Origin of the sequence: Pandoraea anapnoica (assembly GCF_902459765.1) — a bacterium.
In the GTDB taxonomy this organism is placed as follows: domain Bacteria; phylum Pseudomonadota; class Gammaproteobacteria; order Burkholderiales; family Burkholderiaceae; genus Pandoraea; species Pandoraea anapnoica.
The window spans coordinates 183901-207821 of record NZ_CABPSP010000003.1; the positions used below are offsets into that span (position 1 = coordinate 183901).

Here is a 23921-nt window from a genome sequence, read left to right on the forward strand (position 1 = left end):
TTGCGTCCGGCTTCACGCAACCCGCGTGAATGCTCGCGTGACACGACGATGAACCTCGTGTGACGCGTGGTGTCTCGCTTATCGCGATATGGCGTCGCACCATGCGCGCCCGTCACTCGGAATTTTTATAATCCGACCGATGGGTCGGGTAATTCCGCCTTATGCGACGGGCTTCTGCTGCGCTGCGGCAGACGGCGCTGTCGCCTATGCTAGAATCAAGATCTTTCTGCGTTCATGCATTGCACACTTCCGCATGCCGCTCTCCGCGCCTGCCCCTCGTACCTTGCGTCACCGTCGCACGATCGCTGTTGAAGCGTATTCGCGCGAGGATGGCCTATGGGACATCGAAGCCCGACTCACCGATCACAAGGATCGGGATTTTGCATTGGCAACGGGCCTTCGCAAGGAGGGCACGCCGATCCACGAGCTATGGCTGCGGCTGACGATCGACGAAGATTTCGAAGTGCATGACGCCGAGGCCGTCTCCGACTGGGTGCCTTATCCCGGCATTTGCGATCAGATCGGCCCCGAATATCGTCAATTGATCGGTCTTAACCTGCGGCACGGCTTCCGGCGCGGGGTTCGCGAGCGCCTCGGCGGCGCGGCGGGCTGTACCCATCTCACAGAACTTTGCAGTGTCCTGCCGACGGCAGCGATTCAGGCGTTTGCCGGCGTGGTGATTCATACCCCCGACACGGCAGCGGCCAACGATGCCGATAATTCGACACCTCCTTTCCAACTCGGACATTGTCACGCCCTGCGGTTTGATGGCGAGGCGGTGCGCCGGTTTTACCCGCGCTGGTTCAACGGCCGCGCAAACGATCGAGCGAACGAGCCCACGACGCCCGTCACATCAGAAGCGGTGCGCGATGCGGCCTCGACTCGCAAGCTCGAACCCAAACTTCCAACTCAGCAAGAAGGGAATCACGCATGAAGATTCATGAGTATCAAGGCAAGGAAATCCTCCGGAAATTCGGAGTCGCGGTGCCCCGCGGCATTCCGGCGTTTTCCGTGGACGAGGCCGTGAAGGCAGCCGAAGAACTCGGCGGTCCGGTTTGGGTGGTCAAGGCCCAGATTCACGCAGGCGGTCGCGGTAAGGGCGGCGGCGTGAAGGTTGCCAAGACGATCGAGCAAGTGCGTGAATACGCCAGCCAGATCCTCGGCATGCAACTGGTCACGCACCAGACCGGTCCGGAAGGTCAGAAGGTCAATCGCCTGCTGATCGAAGAAGGCGCCGACATCAACAACGAACTGTACGTCAGCCTGGTGGTTGACCGCGTCACGCAGAAGATCGTGATGATGGGTTCGAGCGAAGGCGGCATGGACATCGAAGAAGTCGCCGAAAAGCACCCGGAACTGATCCACCACGTTGTGATCGATCCGTCGGTTGGCCTGACGGACGCGCAAGCCGACGACTTCGCAAAGAAGATCAGCGTGCCGGAAGGTTCGGTGTCGCAAGCGCGCACGATTCTGCAAGGTCTGTACAAGGCCTTCTGGGAAACGGACGCTTCGCTGGCCGAAATCAACCCGCTGAACGTGAGCAAGAACGGCACGGTCACGGCACTGGACGCCAAGTTCAACTTCGACTCGAACGCCCTGTATCGTCATCCGGAAATCGTCGCGTACCGCGATCTGGACGAAGAAGATCCGGCTGAAGTCGAAGCCTCGAAGTTCGATCTGGCCTACATCTCGCTCGACGGCAACATCGGCTGCCTGGTGAACGGCGCCGGTCTGGCCATGGCCACGATGGACACCATCAAGCTGTTCGGCGGCGAGCCGGCCAACTTCCTGGACGTGGGCGGTGGCGCCACGGCAGAGAAGGTGACCGAAGCGTTCAAGATCATGCTGAAGAACCCGAACCTGACGGCCATTCTGGTCAACATCTTCGGTGGCATCATGCGCTGCGACGTGATCGCCGAAGGCGTGATCACGGCGTCGAAGGCTGTGTCGCTCAAGGTGCCGCTCGTCGTGCGCATGAAGGGCACGAACGAAGACCTGGGCAAGAAGATGCTCGCCGAATCCGGTCTGCCGATCATCTCCGCGGACAGCATGGAAGAAGCTGCCCAGAAGGTTGTCGCGGCTGCCGCAGGCAAGTAACCAGAACAGTCGAAGCCATTGCGGCGTGCCGCTCCCGAAAGGCTGAGCGCACACCGTCAGGCAACAGGACGAAGGAAATCAAGCAATGTCGATTCTGATCAACAAAGATACCAAGGTCATCACCCAAGGTATTACTGGCAAGACCGGCCAGTTCCACACCCGCATGTGCCGCGAATACGCGAACGGCAAGAACGCGTTCGTCGCTGGCGTGAACCCGAAGAAGGCCGGCGAAGACTTCGAAGGCATTCCGATCTACGGTTCGGTGAAGGACGCCAAGGAACAGACCGGTGCAACCGTGTCGGTGATCTACGTGCCGCCCGCAGGCGCTGCTGCCGCCATCTGGGAAGCCGTCGAAGCCGACCTGGATCTGGCGATCTGTATCACGGAAGGCATTCCGGTCCGTGACATGATCGAAGTGAAGGACCGTATGCGTCGCGAAGGTCGCAAGACCCTGCTGCTCGGACCGAACTGCCCGGGCGTGATCACGCCGGACGAACTGAAGATCGGCATCATGCCGGGTCACATCCACAAGAAGGGTCGCATCGGCGTGGTCTCGCGCTCGGGCACCCTGACGTACGAAGCCGTGGGCCAGCTGACCGCTCTGGGTCTGGGCCAGTCGAGCGCCGTCGGTATCGGTGGCGACCCGATCAACGGTCTGAAGCACATCGACGTCATGCAAATGTTCAACGACGATCCGGAAACGGACGCCGTGATCATGATCGGTGAAATCGGTGGTCCGGACGAAGCCGCTGCCGCCGAGTGGATCAAGGGCAACATGAAGAAGCCGGTCGTCGGCTTCATCGCAGGCGTCACGGCGCCCCCGGGCAAGCGCATGGGCCACGCCGGCGCGCTGATCTCGGGCGGTGCCGATACGGCCGAAGCCAAGCTGGCCATCATGGATGCCTGCGGCATCAAGGTGACCCGCAACCCGTCGGAAATGGGCCGTCTGCTCAAGGCAGCGCTGTAATTCCCGCCGGACGACCCAGTCGTTGCAGTCGCCGGAACCGGCAGCTGCGCGTCGGGTCTTGAAAGAGGGAGCTCAGAACATCGGGCTCCCTCTTTTGTCTTTGTGCCGTGATTGGCATCATCCGTCTGACTGGTTTCAAACGTTCCCCGAGGATTTCCGCGCATGCTTGCGTTTTTTGCCGAGCTGAACTGGGCCGCCGTGCTGCAGATCATCATGATCGACATCCTGCTGGGTGGCGACAACGCTGTGGTGATCGCGCTCGCCTGCCGCAATCTGCCGGCCAAGCAACGCCTGCAAGGCATTGTCTGGGGCACGATCGGCGCAATCGTCCTGCGTGTGATTCTGATTGCGTTTGCCGTGACGCTGCTCGCCGTGCCATATCTGAAGGCCGTTGGCGGGTTGTTGCTGCTCTGGATCGGTACCAAGCTGCTGGTGCCAGACCATGATGCGCACGACAGCGTCAAACCCGCCGACAAGCTGTGGACAGCGGTCAAGACCATCATCGTGGCCGATCTGGTGATGAGCATCGATAACGTGATCGCCATTGCCGGGGCTGCGGAAGGCGCGGCCGACCATCATCAATTGCCGCTGGTGATCTTCGGTCTGCTCGTGAGCATTCCGCTCATCGTCTGGGGCTCGCAACTGGTGCTCAAGGCGCTTGATCGTTTCCCGTTCATCGTGATGGCAGGGGCGGCGTTGCTCGGATGGATTGCTGGCGGTCTGATCGTCTCGGACCCGGGCGTCGGTCATCTGCTGCACTTGCCGGGCGACGCGGCGAAATACACGCATTACGTGGCGTCGGCTATCGGCGCGCTGTTCGTTCTGATCGCGGGGTTGGTGCTCAAGCGACGCAGCGAGGCACGTCAGGTGCGTGCAACCTCTTCGAAATAATCGGGTCCATTGCCGGGGCTGCAGGTCTCGCCGGATGAACCGTCCGGCTTCGCATCGGACGATTCCGGGGATCCATAAGGCACGCGCCGATTTTGATCTGCGGCAGGGCATTCACCGAGGGGGCTATGTCATACTCCGCCCACTTCCCCCCATGTCCCTTTTGATTTCATTGCTTTTGCAGGGAGTTACACAATGCGTCGTTTCGGCCACCGGACTGCCGGTCTCGCCAAATCCCGGGGTTTCACCCTGATCGAACTGATGATCGTGCTGGCGATCATCGGCGTACTGGTTACGGCAGGGGTTCCGTATCTGCAGAATTATCTCGTGCGCGCACGTGTCGTCGAAGGCTTGGGCGCTGCGGCGTCGGCCAAGGCGCTCGTGAGCGAGAACGCCATGCACGGCGCGCCGTTCAACAGCGGCTGGCAAGCGCCGAGCCCGACGGACAACGTGAGCGGCGTGAGCATCGATTCCGTGAGCGGCAACGTCACGGTGGCCTACACGCAACGCGCGGGTGACGGCGCGATCGTTCTCGTGCCAACGAGCGCCGGCGCATCGGGCTCGCCGACGGCGCTGTCTGTCGGCAAGGCGCCGGAGGGACAGATCGTCTGGACGTGCTACGCACAGGGCCGTGAAGGCGCGCCGGGCGGCGCGACGTTGCCGGGCAAGCTGGCACCGCCCGAGTGCCGTGGCGAAACGTCGGCCAAGTCGAGCTGAGTCTGTGTAGCGTGTTGCCGAACGACGTAGTGTTGCATTAGACAATGCGGCGTCCGGCGGCGCGCCCACGATGGATCGAAGACGGCGTCATCACGCGCGTCAGGCATGAAATGGCTGCCCTAGGGCGGCCATTTTTTCGTTATGCTTGCGCATCTTTCAACCGGTGCATTGCACGGCGGCGACCTTGTTTCCTCCTCTGCTTCTTTCGATGATCGGGCTTACGCTGGCCCTGATCTGGGCCTTGCCCTACAACCTCGTCAAACATACGTATCCGATCTCGACGTTCTATTCGGAAGCGCTGACCTTTTGTCTTTTCGCACTACTCGGCGCGTTGTCGATGGTGGCGGTCTGGCAGCGTGACGGACGTGCGCTGCGCATGCCGCGCGTCACGTGGATGCCACTGGCGTTCATCGCCGTCATCCTCGTGCAGCGCGCCATGATGCCGACCGAGCTGCCGCAGTTGATGATGACGGCATTGTTGTACGGGGTCGCGATGATCGTCGCGGTCAACACCGGGTACTGGCTGGCGCAGTTAGGGTGGCGGGGTGTCCTCATGCGCTGGAGCGCGGTGGCCCTCACGCTGGGCGGGTTGTATGCCGTGGGGGCACAGGTCGTGCAGGCGTTTCATCTCGAAGCGAATGTGCCGTGGCTGGTGGCGAAGTACACGGTCACAGCGGCACGCCGTCTGTTCGGCAACATGTATCAGCCCAATCATCTGGCGACGTATCTGTCGATGGCGAGTGCGGGGGCGTTCTATCTTTGGTATCAGCGAAAGCTGCCCGCCTGGACGTTGCTGCTCGTCCTCGCGATTTTGGACATCGGCATCTGTCTGACGGGCTCGCGTGCGCCTTGGCTGCAACTGGCGTTGTTGTGTGCATTCGGGCTGTGGCTCGTGTGGGTGGAGCGTATGGAAGAATCGCGCAATATGCGTCGTTCGATGCGCTGGTTTGTGCCCGCTGCCATCCTGCCGGTACTGGGGCTGATGACGATGGCCGTCGGTTGGGCGAATGTGAACTGGGGGCTGCAACTCGACGGGAGTGCCGTTGAGCGTATGCAGCAGGCGGGGCAGGTGGCCGGGCGACTGAATCTGTGGGAGTACGGACTGGCGATCTTCCGCGAGCACTGGTTCTTCGGTGCGGGCTGGTCAAATTACATCGATGCGCAATTCGCGCTGGTCGACAAGCTCGGACCGGTTGAAATGGCAGACAACGCGCATAACGTCTTGCTCGATCTGCTCGCGAAGACGGGTATCGTCGGCACGCTGGCGGTGTTGCTGCCACTGGCGTTCTGGTTTGCGCGTGCGGTGCGTGGCCTTAAGTCGGCGCCGATTGCGTTTGCGTTCATCCTGCTCGGCATGCTCGCGATGCATGCGATGCTGGAGTATCCGCAGCACTATGCATTCTTCCTGCTGCCCGGTTTGTTCCTGCTCGGATTCTGCGAGACGAAGCCGATCGATAGCTTGTCGCCGACGGCGACGGGGGCCATCAATGGCGTGATCGTTCTGTTCGCATGTGTGGCGATTCCGTGGCTGTATCACGACTACCAGCGCGTCGAGGTGGCCTATCGCGCTGGCAAGGTCGAGACGTATCGCACCGATCCGGCGCTGTTCTTCGCGCCCTATGGCGATTACGCCGTGACTGGTGCGTTGTATCTCAGTCGCGATCAGCTCGACGAGAAGCTGGCGGCACATCGCGAAGCGCTGGCGCTGGGTGCCGGGCCGACGATGATCAAGCGCTACATCGTGTTGCTCGCGCTTGCCGGGCGCGACGACGAGGCGCTGCAGGACATCCAGCGCTTGAAGAACTACAACACGCTGATCTTCGAGGGACAGTACGCCTCGCTGGTGCGCATGTTGCGCGCGCAGGGCGACGACCTGAAGCCGTTCGTCAAACGTGTCATCGACGCGTGGGGGCGTCCGAAGGGGGAGTCCGATCAGGATGCGATGGTGGTGCCGGGTGCGCGGGCGAGCCTCTCGTCTTAAGCCGTCGTTGCCCGTCGCCACGCATTGTGGTGACGCGACACCTCAACCCCGACACAAACGAAAAAACGCCCGCAGCGATTTGCGGGCGTTTTTCATCCGGACACAGGTTCGAAAGGCGAGTCTTAAGCCCGCTAAGGGGAGCTTAAGCGGGCTTAAGCCTGTGCGCCGCTATCGTCCTGCTCGGTTTCCTCGGTGCGCGCCCAGAAGAAGCGATCGGGGAAGTGACGACCCATGCCGGGGCGGAAAGCGTTCTCAAGCACCTGTTGCAGATACTCCTGCGCTTCGCGCACGGCCTCGGGCACGGCAAGTCCGTTGGCGAGCATGGCGGTGACGGCGGCAGCGAGCGTGTCGATCGCGCCCGCGACGTTGTGGGCCGGACGGTCCCAGGCGTCTTCGCGGACGATACCGCCATCGCTGTAGAGCGTATGGGTGAACTGCGGGGCATTGCCGTCGCTGATCAGCACGAACTCGCAGCCGTTTTCCAGCAGGATCGAAACGGCTTCGTCGAGCGCCAGATTCTCGTTCTCCGTGATCGTCTGGGCCAAAGCGACGGCGCTCTGCGGACTCACGACCAGCACGCTCGCCTGCGGCACGAGCAGGCTGGCGGTGGCTTCTCGCAATTCGTCGGTCGAGAGCAGATGCTCGCCCGCCAGTCCGAAGTCCGGCGCGACGACAAGAGGTGTTTCGTCATAGTCGGCCACGATCTCGGCAATGGCGGCGACGTTATCGGCATTCACCGCGCTGCCGACCTTGAAGGCGGCGACCGGCATGTCTTCGAGCAACATGCGGGCCTGATCGCCGATCCAGTCGGGATCGATGGGTTGCACGTCGTCGCACGAACGCGAGTCCTGTGAGGAGTAGCCGGTGAGCACCGACACGCCGTAACCGCCCATGCTGGCGAAGGTGAGCAGGTCGGCCTGCACGCCGGTGGCCGAAGTGGGGTCGGAAAGCCCGAAGGTCAGGAGAATGGGTGGGGATTCAGTGTGCATGGAGGCAGGATAGACGGCGATCTGGTCAGGCTTTGGGTTCGTTGGTACCATCACGCCTTAAATGCCCGTTTCGGAGCGCTCGAAAGCGCCGTGGGCAGCGCCCGCCGGACATTGCACCGGCAGGGTTCCCACAAGACCGTCCGGCATCTCTGCCGACGGGACCCGAAGCGGTTGACAAGCCATTGTAACGGAACGCTCGTCGCTGAAGAAAGAATGGAATACAAGAGCTGGATGTGCCTCATTTGCGGCTGGATTTACGACGAAGAGGCAGGATTGCCCGATGAGGGCATTGCGCCCGGTACGCGCTGGGAAGACGTGCCGATCAATTGGACCTGCCCGGAGTGCGGCGCCCGTAAGGAAGACTTCGAGATGGTGCAGATCTGAGGCCGCACGGCCAGGAGATGGCCCATGGTGATGTCTGAATCGCCCGGATCGTCCGAAGCACCGCAATCGTCTTCCGATCCCGTCGCCCCTGTTGCAACGAACGCCGCGCGTGAGACGCGTGACGCGCCGTTGTGGCGTCTGCCCGAAGTCGCGGAAGCGCTGACCGAAGCGTCCGATGCCTGGTCCAACGGCCCGGCAGCGGCGCTCGGCCCGCTAAGGCGCGCGAACCGGTTGCTTCAGTCGAGCGGTCACGCCGACTGGGCGTTGCACGGCGAGCGTCTTGTAAAGGCGATTGCGGAAGCCGCCTATGGCGAGCCGGGCAGTCAGGACGCGCAACGCAATGCGCTGCGGCAGTTCGAGCGTGATATCTGGCAGGCGGGGGCTGCGACGTCACCCGCCGCGTCGGCGTCGTCGACATCTTCTGCACCCCAGAGTCCCGACAGTTGGCCTGGCGCACCTACGCCGGGCGAGCTTCGTATGGCGGGATGGGCGATTGCTCAGCCGCGTCTGCATGGATTGCCCGCGGGCACGGCCCCATTGCGCGCAGACGTCGAACGGGTGCTCCTGCGTCTGCTGCGCCCGGATGCCGAGGCCCTCGACACCACGGCAGCGCTGGGGCAACTGGCGGATCTCGCTGCTGATCTGCACCGGGCCGGGGCGACCGCACCGCTCGACTACTGGCGTCTGGCGGCAGCCTGGCTACGCTTTGCCCGTGCGCCGCTCTCGCTGGCGGACAAGCGGCAGATCGGCCGTATGAACATGGCGCTGCGCAAGCAGCTGACGCGCCCGGCCGAACCGGCTGAGGGCGGTATAGCCGACACGTCGGTGGCACTGACATCGGCAGCGGGCGCGTTCAAAACGGCATCGGAATTCGTCCCCGGACACGATCTGCTCGAAGCGCTGGCGACATGGCATGCCCAGGCACCGGATAGCTGGCTCGGCACGTTGCTGGCCGATTTCGGCGTATTGCGCCGTCCCGGCCATCTGCCCGAGCCTTTGGCCGATGCTGCGCAGGCTGGCCAGAAGCAGGGTGCGGGCGCGAGTTCGCGTGACTGGCTGCGCATCGGGCCGCTGGCGATTCGGCAAGACGTTTGCCAGACGTTCCTGAGTCTGGCGGATGAGGCGCTTCCGAATCTGAACGATCCTGCTGTGGCCGCGCAAGTGGCGCAGTATTCTGCGGCCATCGGGCTCGCCCCGGTGGCGCGGCTGGCGACCGCAGTGGCCGCCACGGGCGAACGGCTGGCGGCGTCGCCCCCGGCGGAACCGGGGGGGCCGGCGGCATTGGCCATGACGGTCAAGGCACTGCGCGGAATGCTGCATCAGTTTGCGGCGGACACCTATCCCGAGTCGCGTCCCGATCTGATCGCCGAGATGGCCCTGTGGCGAGAGCGTGCGCTTGATGCCAGCGTGTTCGGGCAGCGGCTAGTCACCGGGCGTGACGTTCCGTGATACAGTCGGCCCAAAGGCTGCCGCTGGCGGCCGATGGCCGTATCACGATGCGGAAAAAGTTCGTCCGCTGACCGGCCGCGGCAAGTGACGCAGGGCGCCCAAGGGGCGTCGGTGTCAGCGCTGCGGGGCGCGAAACCGCGACATCGCGAATTCGCGGTATCGGGCGGCAGTCCGTCAAACAGGTTCCGATAAATTTTGGCCCTATGCCGAACGACCGTATCAACCTTACGAATCAGTTCCTTATCGCCATGCCGGGCATGGCCGATCCTACCTTTTCCGGCACCGTCGTCTATCTGTGCGAGCACAGTGAGAAGGGCGCGATCGGGCTGGTGATCAACCGTCCGACCGACATCGATCTCGCGTCGCTTTTCGAGCGCCTCGATCTCAAGCTGGAAATCGATCCCCTTGCGCATCAACCGGTCTTCTTCGGCGGTCCGGTGCAGACCGAGCGTGGCTTTGTGCTGCACGACGCCACGGGCACACCGTACAGCTCATCGCTGTCGGTGCCGGGCGGTCTGGAGATGACCACTTCCAAGGACGTGCTCGAAGCTGTGGCTAACGGCCAGGGGCCGAACCGCTTCCTGCTCACGCTGGGCCATTCGGGCTGGAGTGCCGGCCAGTTGGAAGACGAAATCAGCCGTAACGGCTGGCTGACGGTGGCGGCCGATCCGGGCATCGTGTTCGATGTGCCGCCGGCCGAGCGTTTCGACGCTGCGCTGGCGCTGCTTGGCGTCACGTCGTCGATGCTTTCCGCCGACGCGGGTCACGCATGACCGCTGGCAAGTCGGCGGGCAGTTCCACGGTGCTTGGTTTCGATTACGGCGAGCGCCGTATCGGGGTTGCGATCGGTAATCTGATGCTGCGCGAGGCGCGCGCTCTCACGGTGGTCGCCAATCTGAATCGCGATGTTCGCTTCGCCGAAATGGGCAAACTCATCGCCGAGTGGCAGCCCGAGCTGATCGTCGTAGGCCTGCCGTGCCATCCGGACGGCACGCCGCACGAGATGACCCAGCAGGCCAAGCGCTTCGGCAATCAACTCAACGGGCGGTTCGACGTGCCTGTCGTCTGGGTCGACGAGCGCTATTCGTCGGTGGCCGCTGCGGCGGCGCTGGCCGAAGCGGGCATCAAGGTCTCGCAAAAGACGTCGCTCGACGCCGAAGCCGCCCGCATCATCCTCCAGCAGTACTTCGACGAGCATGCGCCTGCCTGACATCCCCACGCCTTACGTGACGCAGGTCACTGCGGCTGCGTTGACCATTCGTGGCCGTGGCACGGAGCGCCCTCATGGCTAACGGCATTCTCGGCCGTCGCGGCCATCCCCAACTCACCCGCAATGGCGAGTTGAAGCATCTGCTGACGGTTGAGGGGTTGCCGCGTGCCGTGCTCATGCACATTCTCGACACGGCCACGCAGTTCGTGAGCGTGAACGATGCCGACGTCAAGAAGGTGCCGCTGCTGAGCGGCAAATCCGTTTTCAATCTGTTCTTCGAAAACTCGACACGTACGCGAACGACGTTCGAAATCGCAGCAGCGCGATTGTCCGCAGATGTGCTGAATCTGAATATCAATGCGTCGTCGACGAGCAAGGGCGAGACGCTGCTCGACACCATCGGCAACCTGTCGGCGATGCACGCGGATCTGTTCGTCGTGCGTCACGCGCAATCGGGCGCGCCGTACCTGATTGCCGAGCATTGCGCGCCGCACGTCCACGTGATCAACGCAGGTGACGGACGCCACGCGCACCCGACGCAGGGCTTGCTCGATATGTACACGATTCGCCATCACAAGGGCGAATTCCAGAATCTGACGGTGGCGATCGTGGGCGACATTCTGCACTCGCGCGTCGCCCGCTCCGACATCCACGCACTGACGACGCTCGGCGTACCCGAAGTGCGTGCCATCGGCCCGCGCACGCTACTGCCGACGGGCCTTGAGCAACTCGGCGTGCGCGTGTTTCACGACATGGACGAAGGGTTGCGAGACGTCGATGTCGTCATCATGCTGCGATTGCAGAACGAACGCATGAGCGGCGCGTTGTTGCCCTCGGCGTCCGAGTACTTCAAGTACTACGGACTAACGCCGGCGCGTCTGGCGCTCGCGAAACCCGATGCCATCGTGATGCACCCAGGACCGATGAACCGGGGCGTGGAGATCGACTCGGCGGTGGCGGATGGCCCGCAGTCGGTCATCCTCGAACAAGTCTCGTTCGGCATTGCCGTGCGGATGGCGGTGATGAGTATCGTCGCCTCGAACAACGGAAACAACGGGTAAGCGCGCCATGAAACTTCATCTGAAGGGTGGCCGCGTGATCGATCCTGCAACGCGTCTCGACCGTGTGCAGGACATCTTTATCGCCGACGGCGAACTGCTGACGCTCGATGCATCGCCAGCCGACTTCACGGCCGAACGCACCGTCGACGCGAAGGGGTTGGTCGTCGTGCCGGGCCTCGTCGATCTGTCCGCACGGCGGATGACGGCGGCAAGCGAAGCGACGGCGGCGCTCGCCGGTGGCGTGACGCGTGTCGTGTGTCCGCCCGACACCGATCCCGTACTCGACGAACCGGACCTTGTGGAGATGCTGCAACTGCGCGCCCGCGCTACGCATCTCGCGCAGGTTCATCCGCTGGGTGCGCTGACGGTCGGTCTCGCTGGCCGCGAACTCACCGAAATGGCGCAACTGACGCAAGCCGGATGCATCGGTCTGTCGCAAGCGAACGCTGCGATGGCCGACAACCGCACGCTGCTGCGCGCGCTGCAATACGCCGACACGTTCGGGCTGACGGTCTGGCTGCGGCCGCAGGATGCGGCACTCGCGGCGGGCGGCGTGGCCGCGAGCGGCGCGGTGGCGTCGCGTCTCGGACTGGCTGGCATTCCGGTCGCGGCCGAGACGATCGCGTTGCATACCATTCTCGAACTCGTCCGCGTAACGGGCACGCGCGTGCACCTGTGCCGCCTGTCGTCGGCGGCTGGCCTCGCGCTCGTGCGTGCGGCGAAAGCCGAAGGACTACCGGTCACGTGCGACGTCGCCGCGCACCATCTCCATCTCACGGACATGGACATCGGGTACTTTGACGCGCAATACCGGCTCGATCCGCCGCTGCGCTCGCAACGCGATCGCGAAGCCGTGCGTGATGCCGCGCGAGACGGTACGATTGACGCCGTTTGCTCTGACCATACGCCGCTAGCGCCCGACGCCCGTCTCGTCCCCTTCGCCGAAGCCGAGCCAGGGGCAACGGGCCTCGAACTGCTCCTGTCGCTGGTGTTGAAGTGGGCCGAGGAGTCGCGTGTGCCGCTCGTCGACGCGCTCGCCCGGGTGACACACGGTCCCGGCCAGCGATTGGCGGCGGTGGCACCGGGAGCAGGCCGCTTGTTGCCGGGTCACGCGGCGGATGTCTGCGTGTTTGCGCCGTCGACGTACTGGACCGTGTCCGCGCCGCAGTTGCGCAGCGCCGGTCATAACACCCCGTTTCTGGGATACGAACTACCGGGCCAGGTACGGCTCACGCTGGTCGGTGGCCGCGTGGCGTACGAAGCCCCTTGCGTCTAGGATGCGATTGCCGTGCTGTTGATCAAAAAACTTCGTCTTGGCCTGCATCTCGCGCGCGGCATGTTGACGGCAGCGACGCTGTTTCCGTTTCTGTCGCAGCCGCAGAAGGATCGTCGCATCCGTGCGTGGTCGCAGAAGCTGCTGAAGCTGTGCGGCATGCATCTGGAAGTGGAGCAGCATGCGCCGGTGCCGGAAGGGGGCGTGATGCTGTTGTGCAATCACGTGTCATGGATCGATATCTTTGCCCTCAATGCGTGGCAACCGGTGCGCTTCGTCGCCAAGGCAGAGATTCGTCACTGGCCGCTCGTCGGCTGGTTGTGCGTTCAGACGCGCACGATTTTCCTGCAACGCGAGCGGCGTGCCGATGCGCGCCGCATCATGCATTACCTGGCCGATTGCCTGCGCGATGGCGACGTCATCACCGTCTTCCCTGAAGGCACGACGACGGACGGCCGCAGTCTGCTGCCGTTCCATGCGAATTTGTTGCAAGCACCGGTCACGACGGGCAAGCCGGTCCAGCCGCTGTGCCTGTTCTATACGGACGCGGCGAGCGGACGCCACACAATGGCCCCGGCCTACATCGGCGAGACGAGCCTGATCGAATCCATCGACATGATTTTGCGCGCGCCGCCGATGACGGTGCGTCTGTCGATCGGCGCACCGCAGTATCCGCAGGACGGCGAGCATCGCCGCGAGTTCACGTTGGGCGCGCAGCGGGCCGTCGGCGCTGCATTGCAGGGCTTCCTGCCCGAAGCCGTGTTGCCGGAAAGCGGCTCGGTCGGTTCGCGTGCGTCGGGACTGGGTGACGACGAAAGCGATGCTGTGCAGGCGGTTCAGGCCTGACTCGGCAGCACGAAATGAAAAACGGCGCCCCGCAGGCGCCGTTTTCGTTTGAGGGAGATGGTGGACGTGTCGGACGTTCGCTGCGTCGATCACTCACCTTTGCGTTTCGTCCCTTTGTCCGCCTTTTCCGACTTCTCTGCCTTTGCCGCTTTTTCCAGCTTGCGCGCGGCCTTTTCGACCTTACCAAACTTATCGAGCTTCTCGGCTTTCGCGGCCTTCAGTGCGTCCTCGGCCTTGTCGGCCGTTTTCATCTTGCTGCGCTTCTTGTCGGCGAAGGCAAGCGGGTCGCGAATCTGCGGGCAGTCGATCTGAATCAGCTCGCGCCCGGCGGGCGAGTCGGCGAGCTTCACCGCCGTGAGCTTGCCGCCCCAGACGCAGCCTGTGTCCAGACCGAGGATGTTGTCGCGCATCACCAGTCCAAGCGCCGACCAGTGCCCGAAGACCACCGTGACGTCTGACGTGCGGCGGCCCGGGACGTCGAACCACGGCTTGAGCGTCTCGGTCGAGGCGTCGGCACCTTCCTTGATCTTGAAGTCGATCCGTCCGTCGGCCGAGCAAAAACGCATGCGCGTGAGCGCGTTGATCGTGAGACGCCGGCGGTCTTCGTCGCTCAGGTCTGGCTGCCACTGATCGGGCTGATTGCCGAACATGCGCGAGAGGAATGTCTTCCAGTCGTCGCCGCGCAGTTGCGTCTCGACATCGCGCGCGAGCGAGACGACCTGCTCGGCGTCCCACTGCGGCAGCACACCGGCGTGCACCATCAGATGCCGGTGGGCGAGATGGGCCAGCGGTTGACGGCGTACCCAGTCGATGAGCGTGTCGCGGTCGGGTGCGTTGAGAATGTCGTCGAGGGTGTCGCTGCCGTGCGCCTGACGCACGCCAGCCGCCACGGCTAGCAAATGCAGATCGTGATTGCCGAGCACAGCGGTGACACGGTCACCCAATGCAATGACCTGACGCAAGGTATCGAGCGAGCGCGGGCCACGATTGATCAGATCGCCGGCAAGCCAGAGATCTGCGTCCTGGGGGAGGCGCTCGAGCAGTTGTTCAAACGACGTTTGGCAACCCTGGAGGTCGCCGATGGCATAGATGTCACGCATCGCAATGGTGGCGCTGTCTTGTCTTGTTGTCCCGATCAGGGGGCTTCCGTGTGCCGCGGCCGCGCACCTTATCAGGTGCGTCGCCCCCCGTGGTCATTCATTTCTTGTAGATCAGCCAGCGCGGCACTTTGAATCGGACGATGCTCAGGTACAGCCACACATACGTCACCATGAAGGCGACGCAGCACAGTGCGAGCACCACGCTATGCCGCCAGAAGACCGTCGCCGGGATCACTGCCAGCAAGCATAGCAGCCAAAGGTACGGAGAGGTCAAGGAATTGCGCTGCGTGAGCGCACTCGCGGTGCGCGCCCCGGCAGCCCAGCGCATCAGCCGTTTGTAGACCAGCATGTGCAGATGAACACCGTCGGGGATGCCGGGCGACATGCCGCGAACGAAGCGCTTGCGATAGATCGAGAAGCACACCTCGAACGCTGGGTAAATCACCATCAGCGCGGGATACCACGGCGAGACCTGCGGGTTGCGCATGACAAGCAGCACGGCGATCTCGGCCAGCATGAAGCCAAGGAAATAAGCGCCGCCATCCCCCAGAAAAATCAGTCCGCCGGGGAAGTTGAAGATGAAGAAACCCAGGATGGCACCGACCATGATCATCGACGTGGTGAGTACGATGGGGTCCTGCACCTGAAACCCGACATAGCCGAGCGACGCGAACATGATCATCGCGACCATGGCGGCGAGTCCGTTGAAGCCGTCGATGATGTTCACGGCATTAGCCATGCCCGCCACGCACAGCACGGTAAGCGGCACCGACACGGCGGCCACGATCAGGGCGCGGTCGACTACGCCGATGTCGATGCGGGTGATGTGAATGTCGAGCACGAGCCACGCGAGCAACGCAGCGAACATCGTGCAGACGAGACGTACCGTCGGCGAGACCTTCTTGGTCACATCTTCGATGAAGCCGGACAGGAACGCAGGCAGGCCGCAGGCGACGAGCAACAGAATGTCGCGCGACACCTTGGGGTAGGAAAAGCCAAGCGCCGTGGCGGCGACGAGCAGGCCCGCGAGAATGCCGACACCGCCGATGCGCGGCACCGGGCGCACGTGAAACTTCTGCACTCCGGCGACATCGCTATCGCCTGAGAAGCGGGAGTGAACGTGCGCGTAACGAACGATCAGCAGCGTCGCGACAAACGACACGACGAGGGCGATGGCAAGACTCAGCATGATGCGGGGCGATAGCCGGAGGCCTGGCTAGCGAGAAAAGAAATCGGAAAACAGCTTACTTCTTTCTGAAGATCATCCAGCGAGGCGAGCGGAACCGAACAATCCGCTGATAAAGCCAGACATAGCCAACGATGAATACCAGGCAGCAGATGGCAAGCACACCGCTATGGCGCCAGAAAATCGTCGCGGGCAGCACAGCAGACAGACACAGTACCCAAAGATAAGGCGATGTCATGGAGTTACGGCGTGCCAATTGCGCTGCCACTTTCGAACCCACTGCCCAACGCAGCACGCGCTTGTATATGAGCATGTGCAGGTGAACACCGTCCGGCATGCTGGGGGATACCCCGCGTACGAAACGACGTCGGTAGATCGAGAAACAAACTTCGAAAATGGGGTAAATCAGCATGAGCGCCGGGTACCACGGCGACACCATCGGGTTTCGCATCACAAGCAAAATAGCGAGTTCCGCGAGCATAAAGCCGATGAAATAGGCTCCGCCATCACCAAGGAAAATCAATCCGTTTGGATAGTTGAGAATGAAAAAACCGAAGACAGCACCCGTCATTATCAACGACGCAGAAAGGACGATGTTATCGCCTACCTGGAACGCGACATAGCCGAGCGACACGAACATGAAGATACTGACCATCGCTGCAAGACCGTTAAAGCCGTCGATGATATTGACTGCATTGGTCATCGCCGCGGTGCAAATGACCGTGAGAATCACCGAAATCACCGGGAACGCGAGCAAGCTATCGAGCGGAGCAATGTCAATACGGTTGATGTGAATCCCGAGCAACCAATAGGCGATCAGTGCCGAAGCCATTGCACAAATTAGCCGAGTACGCGGCGAGACGCGCTTCGTGATGTCTTCGATGAATCCGCCAAGGAATACCGGCGCGGCGCTTACTGCAAGTAAGAGGATCTCTTCGAGTCGACCCGGATATTTAAAAGTTGCGAATGTTCCGGCTGCGATCAGGCCGAGCATAATGCCCAAGCCGCCGATTCGCGGCACCGGGTGCGCATGAACCTTCTGAACCCCTTGAGTGTCACTGTCGCTTGAAAAATGGGCGTGCACATGGGCATACCGCACAATCAGCAGCGTGGTGACAAATGAAACTACCAATGCCAATGTCAGGTTCAGCATAGTACGGACAAGTTAACCGCGTTACTTAGTTTTTATGAGCGATTGGCGCTCTCATGCCAAACCCGGCTTTAAGCCTAGTGTGGGATTTGGTGGAGGCCCCCGCTGATTTCGCCAAGTATTCGGAAATACTCGGCGATCACCAATCGCTCGTCGAAATTTTGCGCTACTTTAGCACGCCCGGCCCTCCCGATAGCCGCAAGATCACATGCGGTCATGTTGGCTACGTGCGACATTTGTGTCGTCAGCGCAGTTGCATCCTGTGCTGGCACGACCCACCCGCTTACGCCTTCGGTCACAACCTCCCGGCACCCTTGAACGTCCGTTGTGATAACAGGCCGCCCCATGGCGCCGGCTTCGAGCAGCGTCCGGGATAGGCCTTCCCGGTACGACGGGAGCACGACGCAATGGGCCTGAGCGATGAACGGGCGCACTTCCTGCGTGACGCCCAAATATTCGACGAGTCCCTCTTGCTCCCACCGGGCCACCTGTTCGCGCGAGATCGCCGTTGGGTTTTCGACGTCGGCCGGCCCCAGCAACTGGAAGCGCACGTGCGGCATTGACGCTCTGATCGCCCGCGCTGCCTCCACGAATTCAAGCACCCCCTTGTCGCGCAATAGTCGTGCGATCAACAAAAATCGGAACGTGCCGTCATCGTCGTGCCACCGTGCGAGCGCGAAGTGATCCAGATTGACACCTTCTCCCGGAAGCAGCCGCGCTTTGCGCATATCGACGAGTCCGCCGCCGACCATCGCCTTGAAATCCTCGTCATTGAGCAGCCAGTTTTCGTGGGTATGTCGGAAGGCGTACTTGTAGAGCAGTCGAACAATGTGCGTAAGCAGTGACCTATTAATGAAGACGGTGCCCATGCCCGTCGTGATCGACACCGAGGCAATGCCGGCCCAATGCGCGGCCACTGCACCGTAAATGTTGGGTTTGATGGTGTAGTGGAAGCAAACGGCGGGACGGATGCGGCGATAGAGTCGGTACAAACGTAGGGTCAGCGCGATGTCCTGCAACGGGTTCTGACCCTTGGACGCCATCGGCATGACATGGACGTGGCACCCCATCGCGCGCAGCAGCGGTGCGTAGTCGTCGTCCGGTGCAACCACATGGACAGGGTGCCCATCCGCGAGCAAGGCCCGAATGGGGCCACCACGGAAGTTGTGGATCGACCAGAAGGAATTCGAGCAAAAGAGAACAGGTGCTTGCATAGCGTTCAGTGGGAGGTGTGGCGCTGCGCGGCCAGGCGACCGTAAGTGTCGAGCCATCGCGTCACGATGGCGTCGAGAGAAAAGTGCGTGACGATGCGTTCGCGGTTGGCCGCGCCGAGAGCCTGACGTGCCTCGGGGCTGGCGCGCAGTTGGCGAAGCAGGGCGTCGCCGAGGGCTTGTGCATCGCCGACGGGCACGAGCGCGTTGTGTGCGTGGCTGTGTTCCGTATCGCCCAGCAATTCGCGAACCCCGCCGCAGTCCGTCGACACGACGGGCAGGCCGCTTGCCATCGCTTCCCCGACCACGAGCGGCAACCCCTCCCACGCCGACGACATGGCGTACACGTCGGCGGCCTGCATCCATTGTGCGATGTCGTTGCGACGACCGAGCAGCGTCACGGCGTGCGCGAGGCCACGGGTGTCTACGTGCGCCTGCACAGACGTGCGCAATGGGCCTTCGCCCGCGATGAACAGTCGCGCTTGCGGCATGGCGTTCGCGACGTGCGCGAAGGCGTCAATCAGCGTCGGATAGTCCTTTGCTTCGACCATCCGTCCGGCGGCGAAAACGACGGGCGCGCCAGCATCCGGCAGTACGTTGGATGCATCGCGCCACACGGTGCGTGCCTGTGCGTCCGAATGGTAGCGCCCGGTATCGATGCCATTGGGCATGCTGACGATGCGCGCGGCAGGCGCGGCCCGTTGTGCGACGAATGCGGCGACAGCGTCGTCGCTCACGTTGGTCGTCAGATCCGTCCAGCGATCGGTCAGACGATAGGCGAGCATGCGCGCGCGGCCGCCTTCGTTGCGGCTGTGGGCGCTCGTCACCAGCACTGGCACGGGCGCAAACCATCGTGCGACACGTGCCACCAGGTTGGCGTGGACCATATGGGCGTGCACGACGTCCGGTCGCCACGTCCGCAGATGCGCCGCAAACCGGACCAGCGCCCCGATCAGCGACCCCGGCGATTTGCCTGCCTTCAGTTCGACGAGCGTGAACTGCGGCGATGTCGGCAGCGCAATGGCGCACGGACCGGTCAGCGAGACGAGCGTGACTTCGTGGCCACGTGCGAGAAAACCCCGCGCGAGATCGGCCACCTGCGTTTCCGCGCCGCCGAGTTGCAGCCCCGTGACGAACAAAACGATCTTCATCGCGAGGCCCCCGTGGCGGGGATGTCGTTGGGCACATCGTCCGCCCAGAGCGCTTCCCAGCGCTCGGCAATGGCATCCGCGCGAAAGTCCTGCGCGTGCGCGTAACCGGCTAACCCGAACTGACGGCGCAGCGCGGCGTCGCCGATTAGTCGACGCAGTGCATCGGCCAATGCCGGAATATCGCCGTCGTCCACGACGAGGCTGTCGACGCCGTCATGCAGCAGGGCGCGCGGTCCGGCGTCGGCTGCGAAGGCGACGACCGGCAGCGCATACGCCTTGGCTTCGAGCAGTACCAGTCCGAAACTCTCGCGTCGCGATGGCAGGCAGTAGATCGATGCGCGCGCATAGTGCTGCGCGATGTCGGACACGGCGGGCAGCAACTGGACGGTGTCGCCAACGCCAGTGTTGTGCGCGTGAGCGAGCAGATCGTCACGCAATTCGCCGTCGCCGACGATATGCACCTGCCAGCCCGGCGCGTCGGCGGCGATACGTGCCCACGCATCGATGAGCCGGTCGAAACCCTTTTCGGGGACGAGACGGCCGACGGCAAGAATGCACCGCTCGTCGCCGTGCGCAGAGGGCGAGCCGGGCATGGGAATGCCTAGCGGATTGGGCAGCGTGACGAATTGCGCGCGCGCCTCGGGATGATGCGTCTGCCAGGCGCTGCGGTCTGCATCCGTGAGCACCACGACCGCGTCGTAGCGACGCGCAGCCAGCGCACGCGCCCATCGACGCGCTCGACGGCCGAGATCGCTCGCATAGGTGCTGTGCTCCCAGGCGATGCGCCGCACGGGCAAGCCGAGCGTGGCAGGCACGGTGTAGAGGGCGAGCATCGGATCGACGTCGATCATCACCTCGATGCCATGCTCGCGAACATAACGCCGCACCTGCCGCACGATGGACAGGTAGTGACGTTTGAACGCCAGGCGTGCGGCGAACAGCGCGTGATGCGCAACACCGGGTGCGAGCGGGAAGACGGGCGTGTGGCCGCACAGAGACAGCACGTGGACGCGATGCCCGCGTGCAGCCAGCGCGTTGGCCAGCGTGGCAGTTGCGCGCTCGGCACCGGCGAACGCGGCGAGCGTGCCGGTGAACAGACAGATCGTGCGCGCGCCGGGCGGTAGTTTCATGACATTTGAGCCGGAAGTCGTCATCGTCTCAATCCCGCCGAAGCAGCCACACGCCGAGCACCAGCGCCGCAGCGTAACCCGCGCCATAACCCAGTGCCCCGGCGAGCGCGCCGAGCTGCGGTGCCAGACCTCGCACGACGACGAATGCCACAACGGCCGCACACAGCCATTTCGCGATGACCCAGCGACCAGCGCCGCGACGCACGAGTGTGAGGTTCAGGGCGGCGTCTGCAAACACCAGAATCCCCATGAGCGCCGAGACGCGCAGGATCTGCGCCGATTCCGCAAACCCAGCGCCGTAAATCAGATGCACGATCCACGGCGCGAGCACTGCGATCGGAATGGCCAGACTCGCCCCGGCGGCGACCATGAGCCAGACGGCGCGGACTGTGTTACGTCGCGCCGTCAGGTTGTCCATTGTCTGAAAAATCAATTGGGGGGCGATCGAGTTCGCAATGATCGGTGCGACCAGCACGAAGTTCTCCGTGACCTGCATGGCGGCCGCGTAGGCCCCCAGTTCGGAGAGAGGAATGATCGGTTTCAGCACGAGCTGGTCGATGCGCTTGAAAAGCATCATCAGCATCAGCCCGCCCCAGAAGGTCGAGCCGCTTGCCAGCAGGTCGATCAGCAGACGGCGGCTCCAGACGACCGCTGTCTTCGGCGAATGCCGCAGGTAGTAGCGCGCGAGCAGCGCGGCCGCCACGACGGCTTCGACGGCGTAGACGACCGCGAAAGCCGCCACGTTCGCATGAGTGACGAACAGCACCGCGACCAGCGCGAGCTTCACGAACAGCGCACAGAGGTTGGCCGTCACACTGGGCCGGTTGAACGTGCGGGCCTGCAGCCAGGCGACCACGATGCCCGACGGCTCACGGAACCACAGCGCCACCCCGAGCCAGAGCGCCACGACGACCAGATCCGACTCCGCAAAGCCGACGACGTAAATCGTGAGGATCGTGTAGGCGACGGCGGCTGCCGCCAGCCGCAGCACGAAGGCATGCGCAATGACTGTACGCTGTTCGTCTTCCGGCTTGCCGACCAGTCGGGGCACCACGACCTCGCTGCCGCACAGCAACGTCAGCGACGCGGCGAGAAACACGAGCGATTGCGCGTACTGAAACAGGCCGAACTGGGCCGCGCCGAGACTGCGGGCGAGCAGGCCGGAGACGGCAATGCCGCCGGCGATCTGTGCGCCGCGCTCGGTGAGCATCCAGAGGATGTTGCGAAAGATGGTCCGATAGGTTCGGTAGGGCATGGGGCGCTCGCGCGTCTCACTCGTTCTCGAGATAAGCAAAACCGGCCTTGTGAGGCCGGTGCGGTGAACCGAAACTGGGACTGTCGGCGCTTGCCGGTCGGCACGGCTACAGTCGGTAGGGCGAAAGTAGGCGCTGGCTGACAAGGGTTTTGGGAAATGCCGCAGTGCGGCGAAGTCCCGTATAATTTTAGCGTAATGCAGCCGCTCCCGGCCGGGCTTCCCGCCGGGATTTGCGTTTGTGATGCTGGCGGCCCCGATGGCTCTTTTTTGGCGCTTGACGGCGATTTTCGCCAACGGCTCAGCTTTCTCCCCCTCGTTTCCGAGAGACTCTTTCCCATGACGCAAACCACGCAAGTTTCGCCTGCGATTTTCAAGGCTTACGACATTCGCGGCATCGTCGGCAAGACGCTGGATGCCAACGTCGCGCACCTGATCGGACGCGCTTTCGGCACGGCGCTGCGTCGCGAAGGTGGCAATGCGGTCGTCGTCGGCCGTGACGGCCGCCTGTCCGGCCCCGAACTGGTCGGCGCACTGTCCGACGGCCTGCGCGCCGCTGGCGTCGATGTGGTCGATATCGGCGTCGTCGTCACCCCGATGGTGTACTTCGCCACGAACGTGACGCTGCACGGCCGCGTCGTCGACTCAGGCATCATGGTCACGGGCAGCCACAACCCGCCCGACTACAACGGTTTCAAGATGGTGCTGCGCGGGCGCGCGATCTACGGCGACGCGATTCAGGGTCTCGCCAAGCTGATCGAGGCGCAGGACTTCGAAACGGGGCAGGGCACCTATACCGCCGACGAGATCGGCGAGTCGTATCGCGCGCGCATCGTCAACGATGTGCATCTGGCGCGGCCGATGAAGATCGCCGTGGACTGCGGCAACGGTGTGGCGGGCGCGTACGCCCCGGCGCTGTTCCAGGCGCTCGGCTGCGACGTCATCGAACTGTTCTGCGACGTCGACGGCACGTTCCCGAACCATCACCCGGACCCGGCGCATCCTGAGAACCTTCAGGACCTGATCCACACGCTGCAAACGACCGATGCCGAAATCGGTCTGGCGTTCGATGGCGACGGCGACCGTCTCGGTGTGGTGACCAAGGACGGCCAGATCATTTATCCGGACCGTCAGTTGATGCTCTTCGCCGCCGAAGTGCTGAGCCGCAATCCGGGCGAGAAGATCATTTACGACGTGAAGTGCACGCGTAATCTCGCGAGCTGGGTGCGCAAGCACGGCGGCGAGCCGCTGATGTGGAAGACGGGCCACTCGCTGGTCAAGGCCAAGTTGAAGGAAACGGGTGCACCGCTCGCTGGCGAGATGAGCGGCCACGTGTTCTTCAAGGACCGCTGGTACGGTTTCGACGACGGTCTGTACACCGGTGCGCGCCTGCTCGAAATTCTCTCGAAGTCGGCCGATCCGAGCGCTGTGCTCAACGCGCTGCCGAACTCGATCTCGACGCCGGAGCTGCAAATTCCGCTGGCCGAGGGCGAGAACTTCGCGCTGATCGACAAACTGCGCGAGACCGCCAGGTTCGACGGCGCACAGGACATCGTCAAGATCGACGGTGTGCGCGTCGAGTACCCGGACGGCTTCGGTCTGGCGCGTTCTTCGAACACCACGCCGGTCGTGGTGCTGCGTTTCGAAGCCGACAGCGACGCCGCCATCCAGCGTATTCAGGACGACTTCCGCCGCGCGATTCTGGCCGTCAAGCCCGACGCCAAGCTGCCGTTCTGAAGCTGCTCGGCCGCCTGAATGGCTACCTGAACGTCGCCGGGCCGTCGATGGACGATGGCCCGGAATGGCCTTGTAAGGCGGTCGTCGCGTAGTTCATGGATGGGCGAGGGCGTCAATCATGATTGGCGGGCCGGGACGGGGT

Annotated in this window: 21 protein-coding genes and 1 pseudogene; 14 read left to right on the top strand and 8 right to left on the bottom strand. The window is 63.2% G+C overall.

The annotated features are described in order from the left end of the window. The first annotated feature begins 253 nt into the window (after positions 1-253). From PAN31117_RS06465 to PAN31117_RS06490, 6 genes are all read left to right on the top strand, one after another. Positions 254-934, top strand: a complete 681-nt coding sequence (locus tag PAN31117_RS06465; protein ID WP_150737471.1) for a DUF2889 domain-containing protein — start codon at positions 254-256, stop codon at positions 932-934. After that, positions 931-2097: an ADP-forming succinate--CoA ligase subunit beta gene (gene sucC / locus PAN31117_RS06470; RefSeq protein ID WP_039393074.1), complete on the top strand. Its 1167-nt coding sequence runs from the start codon at positions 931-933 to the stop codon at positions 2095-2097. The genes PAN31117_RS06465 and sucC overlap by 4 nt, the downstream gene beginning before the upstream one ends. A gap of 85 nt (positions 2098-2182) precedes the next feature. Next, positions 2183-3064 (top strand): succinate--CoA ligase subunit alpha, encoded by an 882-nt coding sequence (sucD, locus tag PAN31117_RS06475; protein ID WP_039393073.1) that lies wholly within the window; start codon positions 2183-2185, stop codon positions 3062-3064. A gap of 162 nt (positions 3065-3226) precedes the next feature. Next, positions 3227-3955 (top strand): TerC family protein, encoded by a 729-nt coding sequence (locus tag PAN31117_RS06480; RefSeq protein WP_150737472.1) that lies wholly within the window; start codon positions 3227-3229, stop codon positions 3953-3955. Positions 3956-4147: 192 nt separating this feature from the next. Next, a complete protein-coding gene (locus PAN31117_RS06485; RefSeq protein WP_150737729.1) occupies positions 4148-4669 on the top strand; it encodes a pilin in 522 nt (173 codons plus the stop codon). 184 nt (positions 4670-4853) lie between these two features. Continuing rightward, a complete protein-coding gene (locus PAN31117_RS06490; RefSeq protein ID WP_150737473.1) occupies positions 4854-6650 on the top strand; it encodes an O-antigen ligase family protein in 1797 nt (598 codons plus the stop codon). Between the two features lie 152 nt (positions 6651-6802). Here PAN31117_RS06490 and thiD read toward each other — a convergent pair whose 3' ends face one another. Further along, positions 6803-7639 (bottom strand): bifunctional hydroxymethylpyrimidine kinase/phosphomethylpyrimidine kinase, encoded by an 837-nt coding sequence (thiD, locus tag PAN31117_RS06495; RefSeq protein ID WP_150737474.1) that lies wholly within the window; start codon positions 7637-7639, stop codon positions 6803-6805. A 213-nt stretch (positions 7640-7852) separates the two neighbouring features. Between thiD and PAN31117_RS06500 the strand changes: the two genes are divergently transcribed. The 7 genes and pseudogenes from PAN31117_RS06500 (at position 7853) to PAN31117_RS06530 (ending at position 13862) form a co-directional block, all read left to right on the top strand. Next, positions 7853-8023, top strand: coding sequence for a rubredoxin (locus tag PAN31117_RS06500; RefSeq protein WP_006400971.1), 171 nt, complete (start codon positions 7853-7855; stop codon positions 8021-8023). Between the two features lie 24 nt (positions 8024-8047). Further along, the gene (locus PAN31117_RS06505; protein WP_150737475.1) at positions 8048-9472 is read left to right on the top strand and encodes a hypothetical protein; all 1425 of its coding nucleotides are present in this window, start codon (positions 8048-8050) and stop codon (positions 9470-9472) included. Between the two features lie 203 nt (positions 9473-9675). After that, positions 9676-10245 carry a YqgE/AlgH family protein gene (locus tag PAN31117_RS06510; RefSeq protein WP_039393068.1) on the top strand — a complete coding sequence of 190 codons (570 nt, stop codon included), beginning with the start codon at positions 9676-9678 and terminating at the stop codon, positions 10243-10245. Further along, entirely contained in the window at positions 10242-10682 is a 441-nt protein-coding gene (gene ruvX / locus PAN31117_RS06515) for a Holliday junction resolvase RuvX (protein ID WP_150737476.1), read from the top strand. The genes PAN31117_RS06510 and ruvX overlap by 4 nt, the downstream gene beginning before the upstream one ends. 98 nt (positions 10683-10780) lie before the next feature. After that, positions 10781-11743 (top strand): annotated as a pseudogene (locus PAN31117_RS06520) (aspartate carbamoyltransferase catalytic subunit); the annotation flags it as partial. 7 nt (positions 11744-11750) lie between these two features. Beyond that, the gene (locus tag PAN31117_RS06525; protein ID WP_150737478.1) at positions 11751-13019 is read left to right on the top strand and encodes a dihydroorotase; all 1269 of its coding nucleotides are present in this window, start codon (positions 11751-11753) and stop codon (positions 13017-13019) included. 12 nt (positions 13020-13031) lie between these two features. Further along, the gene (locus PAN31117_RS06530; RefSeq protein WP_150737479.1) at positions 13032-13862 is read left to right on the top strand and encodes a lysophospholipid acyltransferase family protein; all 831 of its coding nucleotides are present in this window, start codon (positions 13032-13034) and stop codon (positions 13860-13862) included. Positions 13863-13951: 89 nt separating this feature from the next. Here PAN31117_RS06530 and PAN31117_RS06535 read toward each other — a convergent pair whose 3' ends face one another. From PAN31117_RS06535 to PAN31117_RS06565, 7 genes are all read right to left on the bottom strand, one after another. Further along, positions 13952-14962, bottom strand: a complete 1011-nt coding sequence (locus PAN31117_RS06535) for a symmetrical bis(5'-nucleosyl)-tetraphosphatase (RefSeq protein WP_150737480.1) — start codon at positions 14960-14962, stop codon at positions 13952-13954. Between the two features lie 97 nt (positions 14963-15059). Then, positions 15060-16151, bottom strand: a complete 1092-nt coding sequence (locus PAN31117_RS06540) for an MraY family glycosyltransferase (RefSeq protein ID WP_150737481.1) — start codon at positions 16149-16151, stop codon at positions 15060-15062. 55 nt (positions 16152-16206) lie between these two features. After that, positions 16207-17301, bottom strand: a complete 1095-nt coding sequence (locus tag PAN31117_RS06545) for an MraY family glycosyltransferase (RefSeq protein WP_150737482.1) — start codon at positions 17299-17301, stop codon at positions 16207-16209. Positions 17302-17375: 74 nt separating this feature from the next. After that, positions 17376-18512, bottom strand: a complete 1137-nt coding sequence (locus PAN31117_RS06550; RefSeq protein WP_150737483.1) for a glycosyltransferase family 4 protein — start codon at positions 18510-18512, stop codon at positions 17376-17378. A 5-nt stretch (positions 18513-18517) separates the two neighbouring features. Beyond that, positions 18518-19660, bottom strand: a complete 1143-nt coding sequence (locus PAN31117_RS06555) for a glycosyltransferase (RefSeq protein ID WP_150737484.1) — start codon at positions 19658-19660, stop codon at positions 18518-18520. After that, entirely contained in the window at positions 19657-20790 is a 1134-nt protein-coding gene (locus tag PAN31117_RS06560) for a glycosyltransferase family 4 protein (RefSeq protein ID WP_150737485.1), read from the bottom strand. The genes PAN31117_RS06555 and PAN31117_RS06560 overlap by 4 nt, the downstream gene beginning before the upstream one ends. 28 nt (positions 20791-20818) lie before the next feature. Further along, on the bottom strand, positions 20819-22045 hold the full coding sequence (locus PAN31117_RS06565; RefSeq protein ID WP_150737486.1) for an oligosaccharide flippase family protein: 1227 nt from the start codon (positions 22043-22045) through the stop codon (positions 20819-20821). Between the two features lie 336 nt (positions 22046-22381). On the opposite strand from PAN31117_RS06565, the gene PAN31117_RS06570 reads away from it, so the two are divergent. Continuing rightward, a complete protein-coding gene (locus PAN31117_RS06570; protein WP_150737487.1) occupies positions 22382-23779 on the top strand; it encodes a phosphomannomutase/phosphoglucomutase in 1398 nt (465 codons plus the stop codon). Positions 23780-23921: the final 142 nt, after the last annotated feature.

Bases quoted from the DNA above. Each gene is read 5' to 3' on its own strand.
- PAN31117_RS06465 (WP_150737471.1), top strand. From the start codon at position 254: ATGCCGCTCTCCGCGCCTGCCCCTCGTACCTTGCGTCACCGTCGCACG.
- sucC (WP_039393074.1), top strand. From the start codon at position 931: ATGAAGATTCATGAGTATCAAGGCAAGGAAATCCTCCGGAAATTCGGA.
- sucD (WP_039393073.1), top strand. From the start codon at position 2,183: ATGTCGATTCTGATCAACAAAGATACCAAGGTCATCACCCAAGGTATT.
- PAN31117_RS06480 (WP_150737472.1), top strand. From the start codon at position 3,227: ATGCTTGCGTTTTTTGCCGAGCTGAACTGGGCCGCCGTGCTGCAGATC.
- PAN31117_RS06485 (WP_150737729.1), top strand. From the start codon at position 4,148: ATGCGTCGTTTCGGCCACCGGACTGCCGGTCTCGCCAAATCCCGGGGT.
- thiD (WP_150737474.1), bottom strand. From the start codon at position 7,639: ATGCACACTGAATCCCCACCCATTCTCCTGACCTTCGGGCTTTCCGAC.
- PAN31117_RS06500 (WP_006400971.1), top strand. From the start codon at position 7,853: ATGGAATACAAGAGCTGGATGTGCCTCATTTGCGGCTGGATTTACGAC.
- PAN31117_RS06505 (WP_150737475.1), top strand. From the start codon at position 8,048: ATGGTGATGTCTGAATCGCCCGGATCGTCCGAAGCACCGCAATCGTCT.
- PAN31117_RS06510 (WP_039393068.1), top strand. From the start codon at position 9,676: ATGCCGAACGACCGTATCAACCTTACGAATCAGTTCCTTATCGCCATG.
- ruvX (WP_150737476.1), top strand. From the start codon at position 10,242: ATGACCGCTGGCAAGTCGGCGGGCAGTTCCACGGTGCTTGGTTTCGAT.
- PAN31117_RS06525 (WP_150737478.1), top strand. From the start codon at position 11,751: ATGAAACTTCATCTGAAGGGTGGCCGCGTGATCGATCCTGCAACGCGT.
- PAN31117_RS06535 (WP_150737480.1), bottom strand. From the start codon at position 14,962: ATGCGTGACATCTATGCCATCGGCGACCTCCAGGGTTGCCAAACGTCG.
- PAN31117_RS06540 (WP_150737481.1), bottom strand. From the start codon at position 16,151: ATGCTGAGTCTTGCCATCGCCCTCGTCGTGTCGTTTGTCGCGACGCTG.
- PAN31117_RS06545 (WP_150737482.1), bottom strand. From the start codon at position 17,301: ATGCTGAACCTGACATTGGCATTGGTAGTTTCATTTGTCACCACGCTG.
- PAN31117_RS06550 (WP_150737483.1), bottom strand. From the start codon at position 18,512: ATGCAAGCACCTGTTCTCTTTTGCTCGAATTCCTTCTGGTCGATCCAC.
- PAN31117_RS06555 (WP_150737484.1), bottom strand. From the start codon at position 19,660: ATGAAGATCGTTTTGTTCGTCACGGGGCTGCAACTCGGCGGCGCGGAA.
- PAN31117_RS06560 (WP_150737485.1), bottom strand. From the start codon at position 20,790: ATGAAACTACCGCCCGGCGCGCGCACGATCTGTCTGTTCACCGGCACG.
- PAN31117_RS06565 (WP_150737486.1), bottom strand. From the start codon at position 22,045: ATGCCCTACCGAACCTATCGGACCATCTTTCGCAACATCCTCTGGATG.
- PAN31117_RS06570 (WP_150737487.1), top strand. From the start codon at position 22,382: ATGACGCAAACCACGCAAGTTTCGCCTGCGATTTTCAAGGCTTACGAC.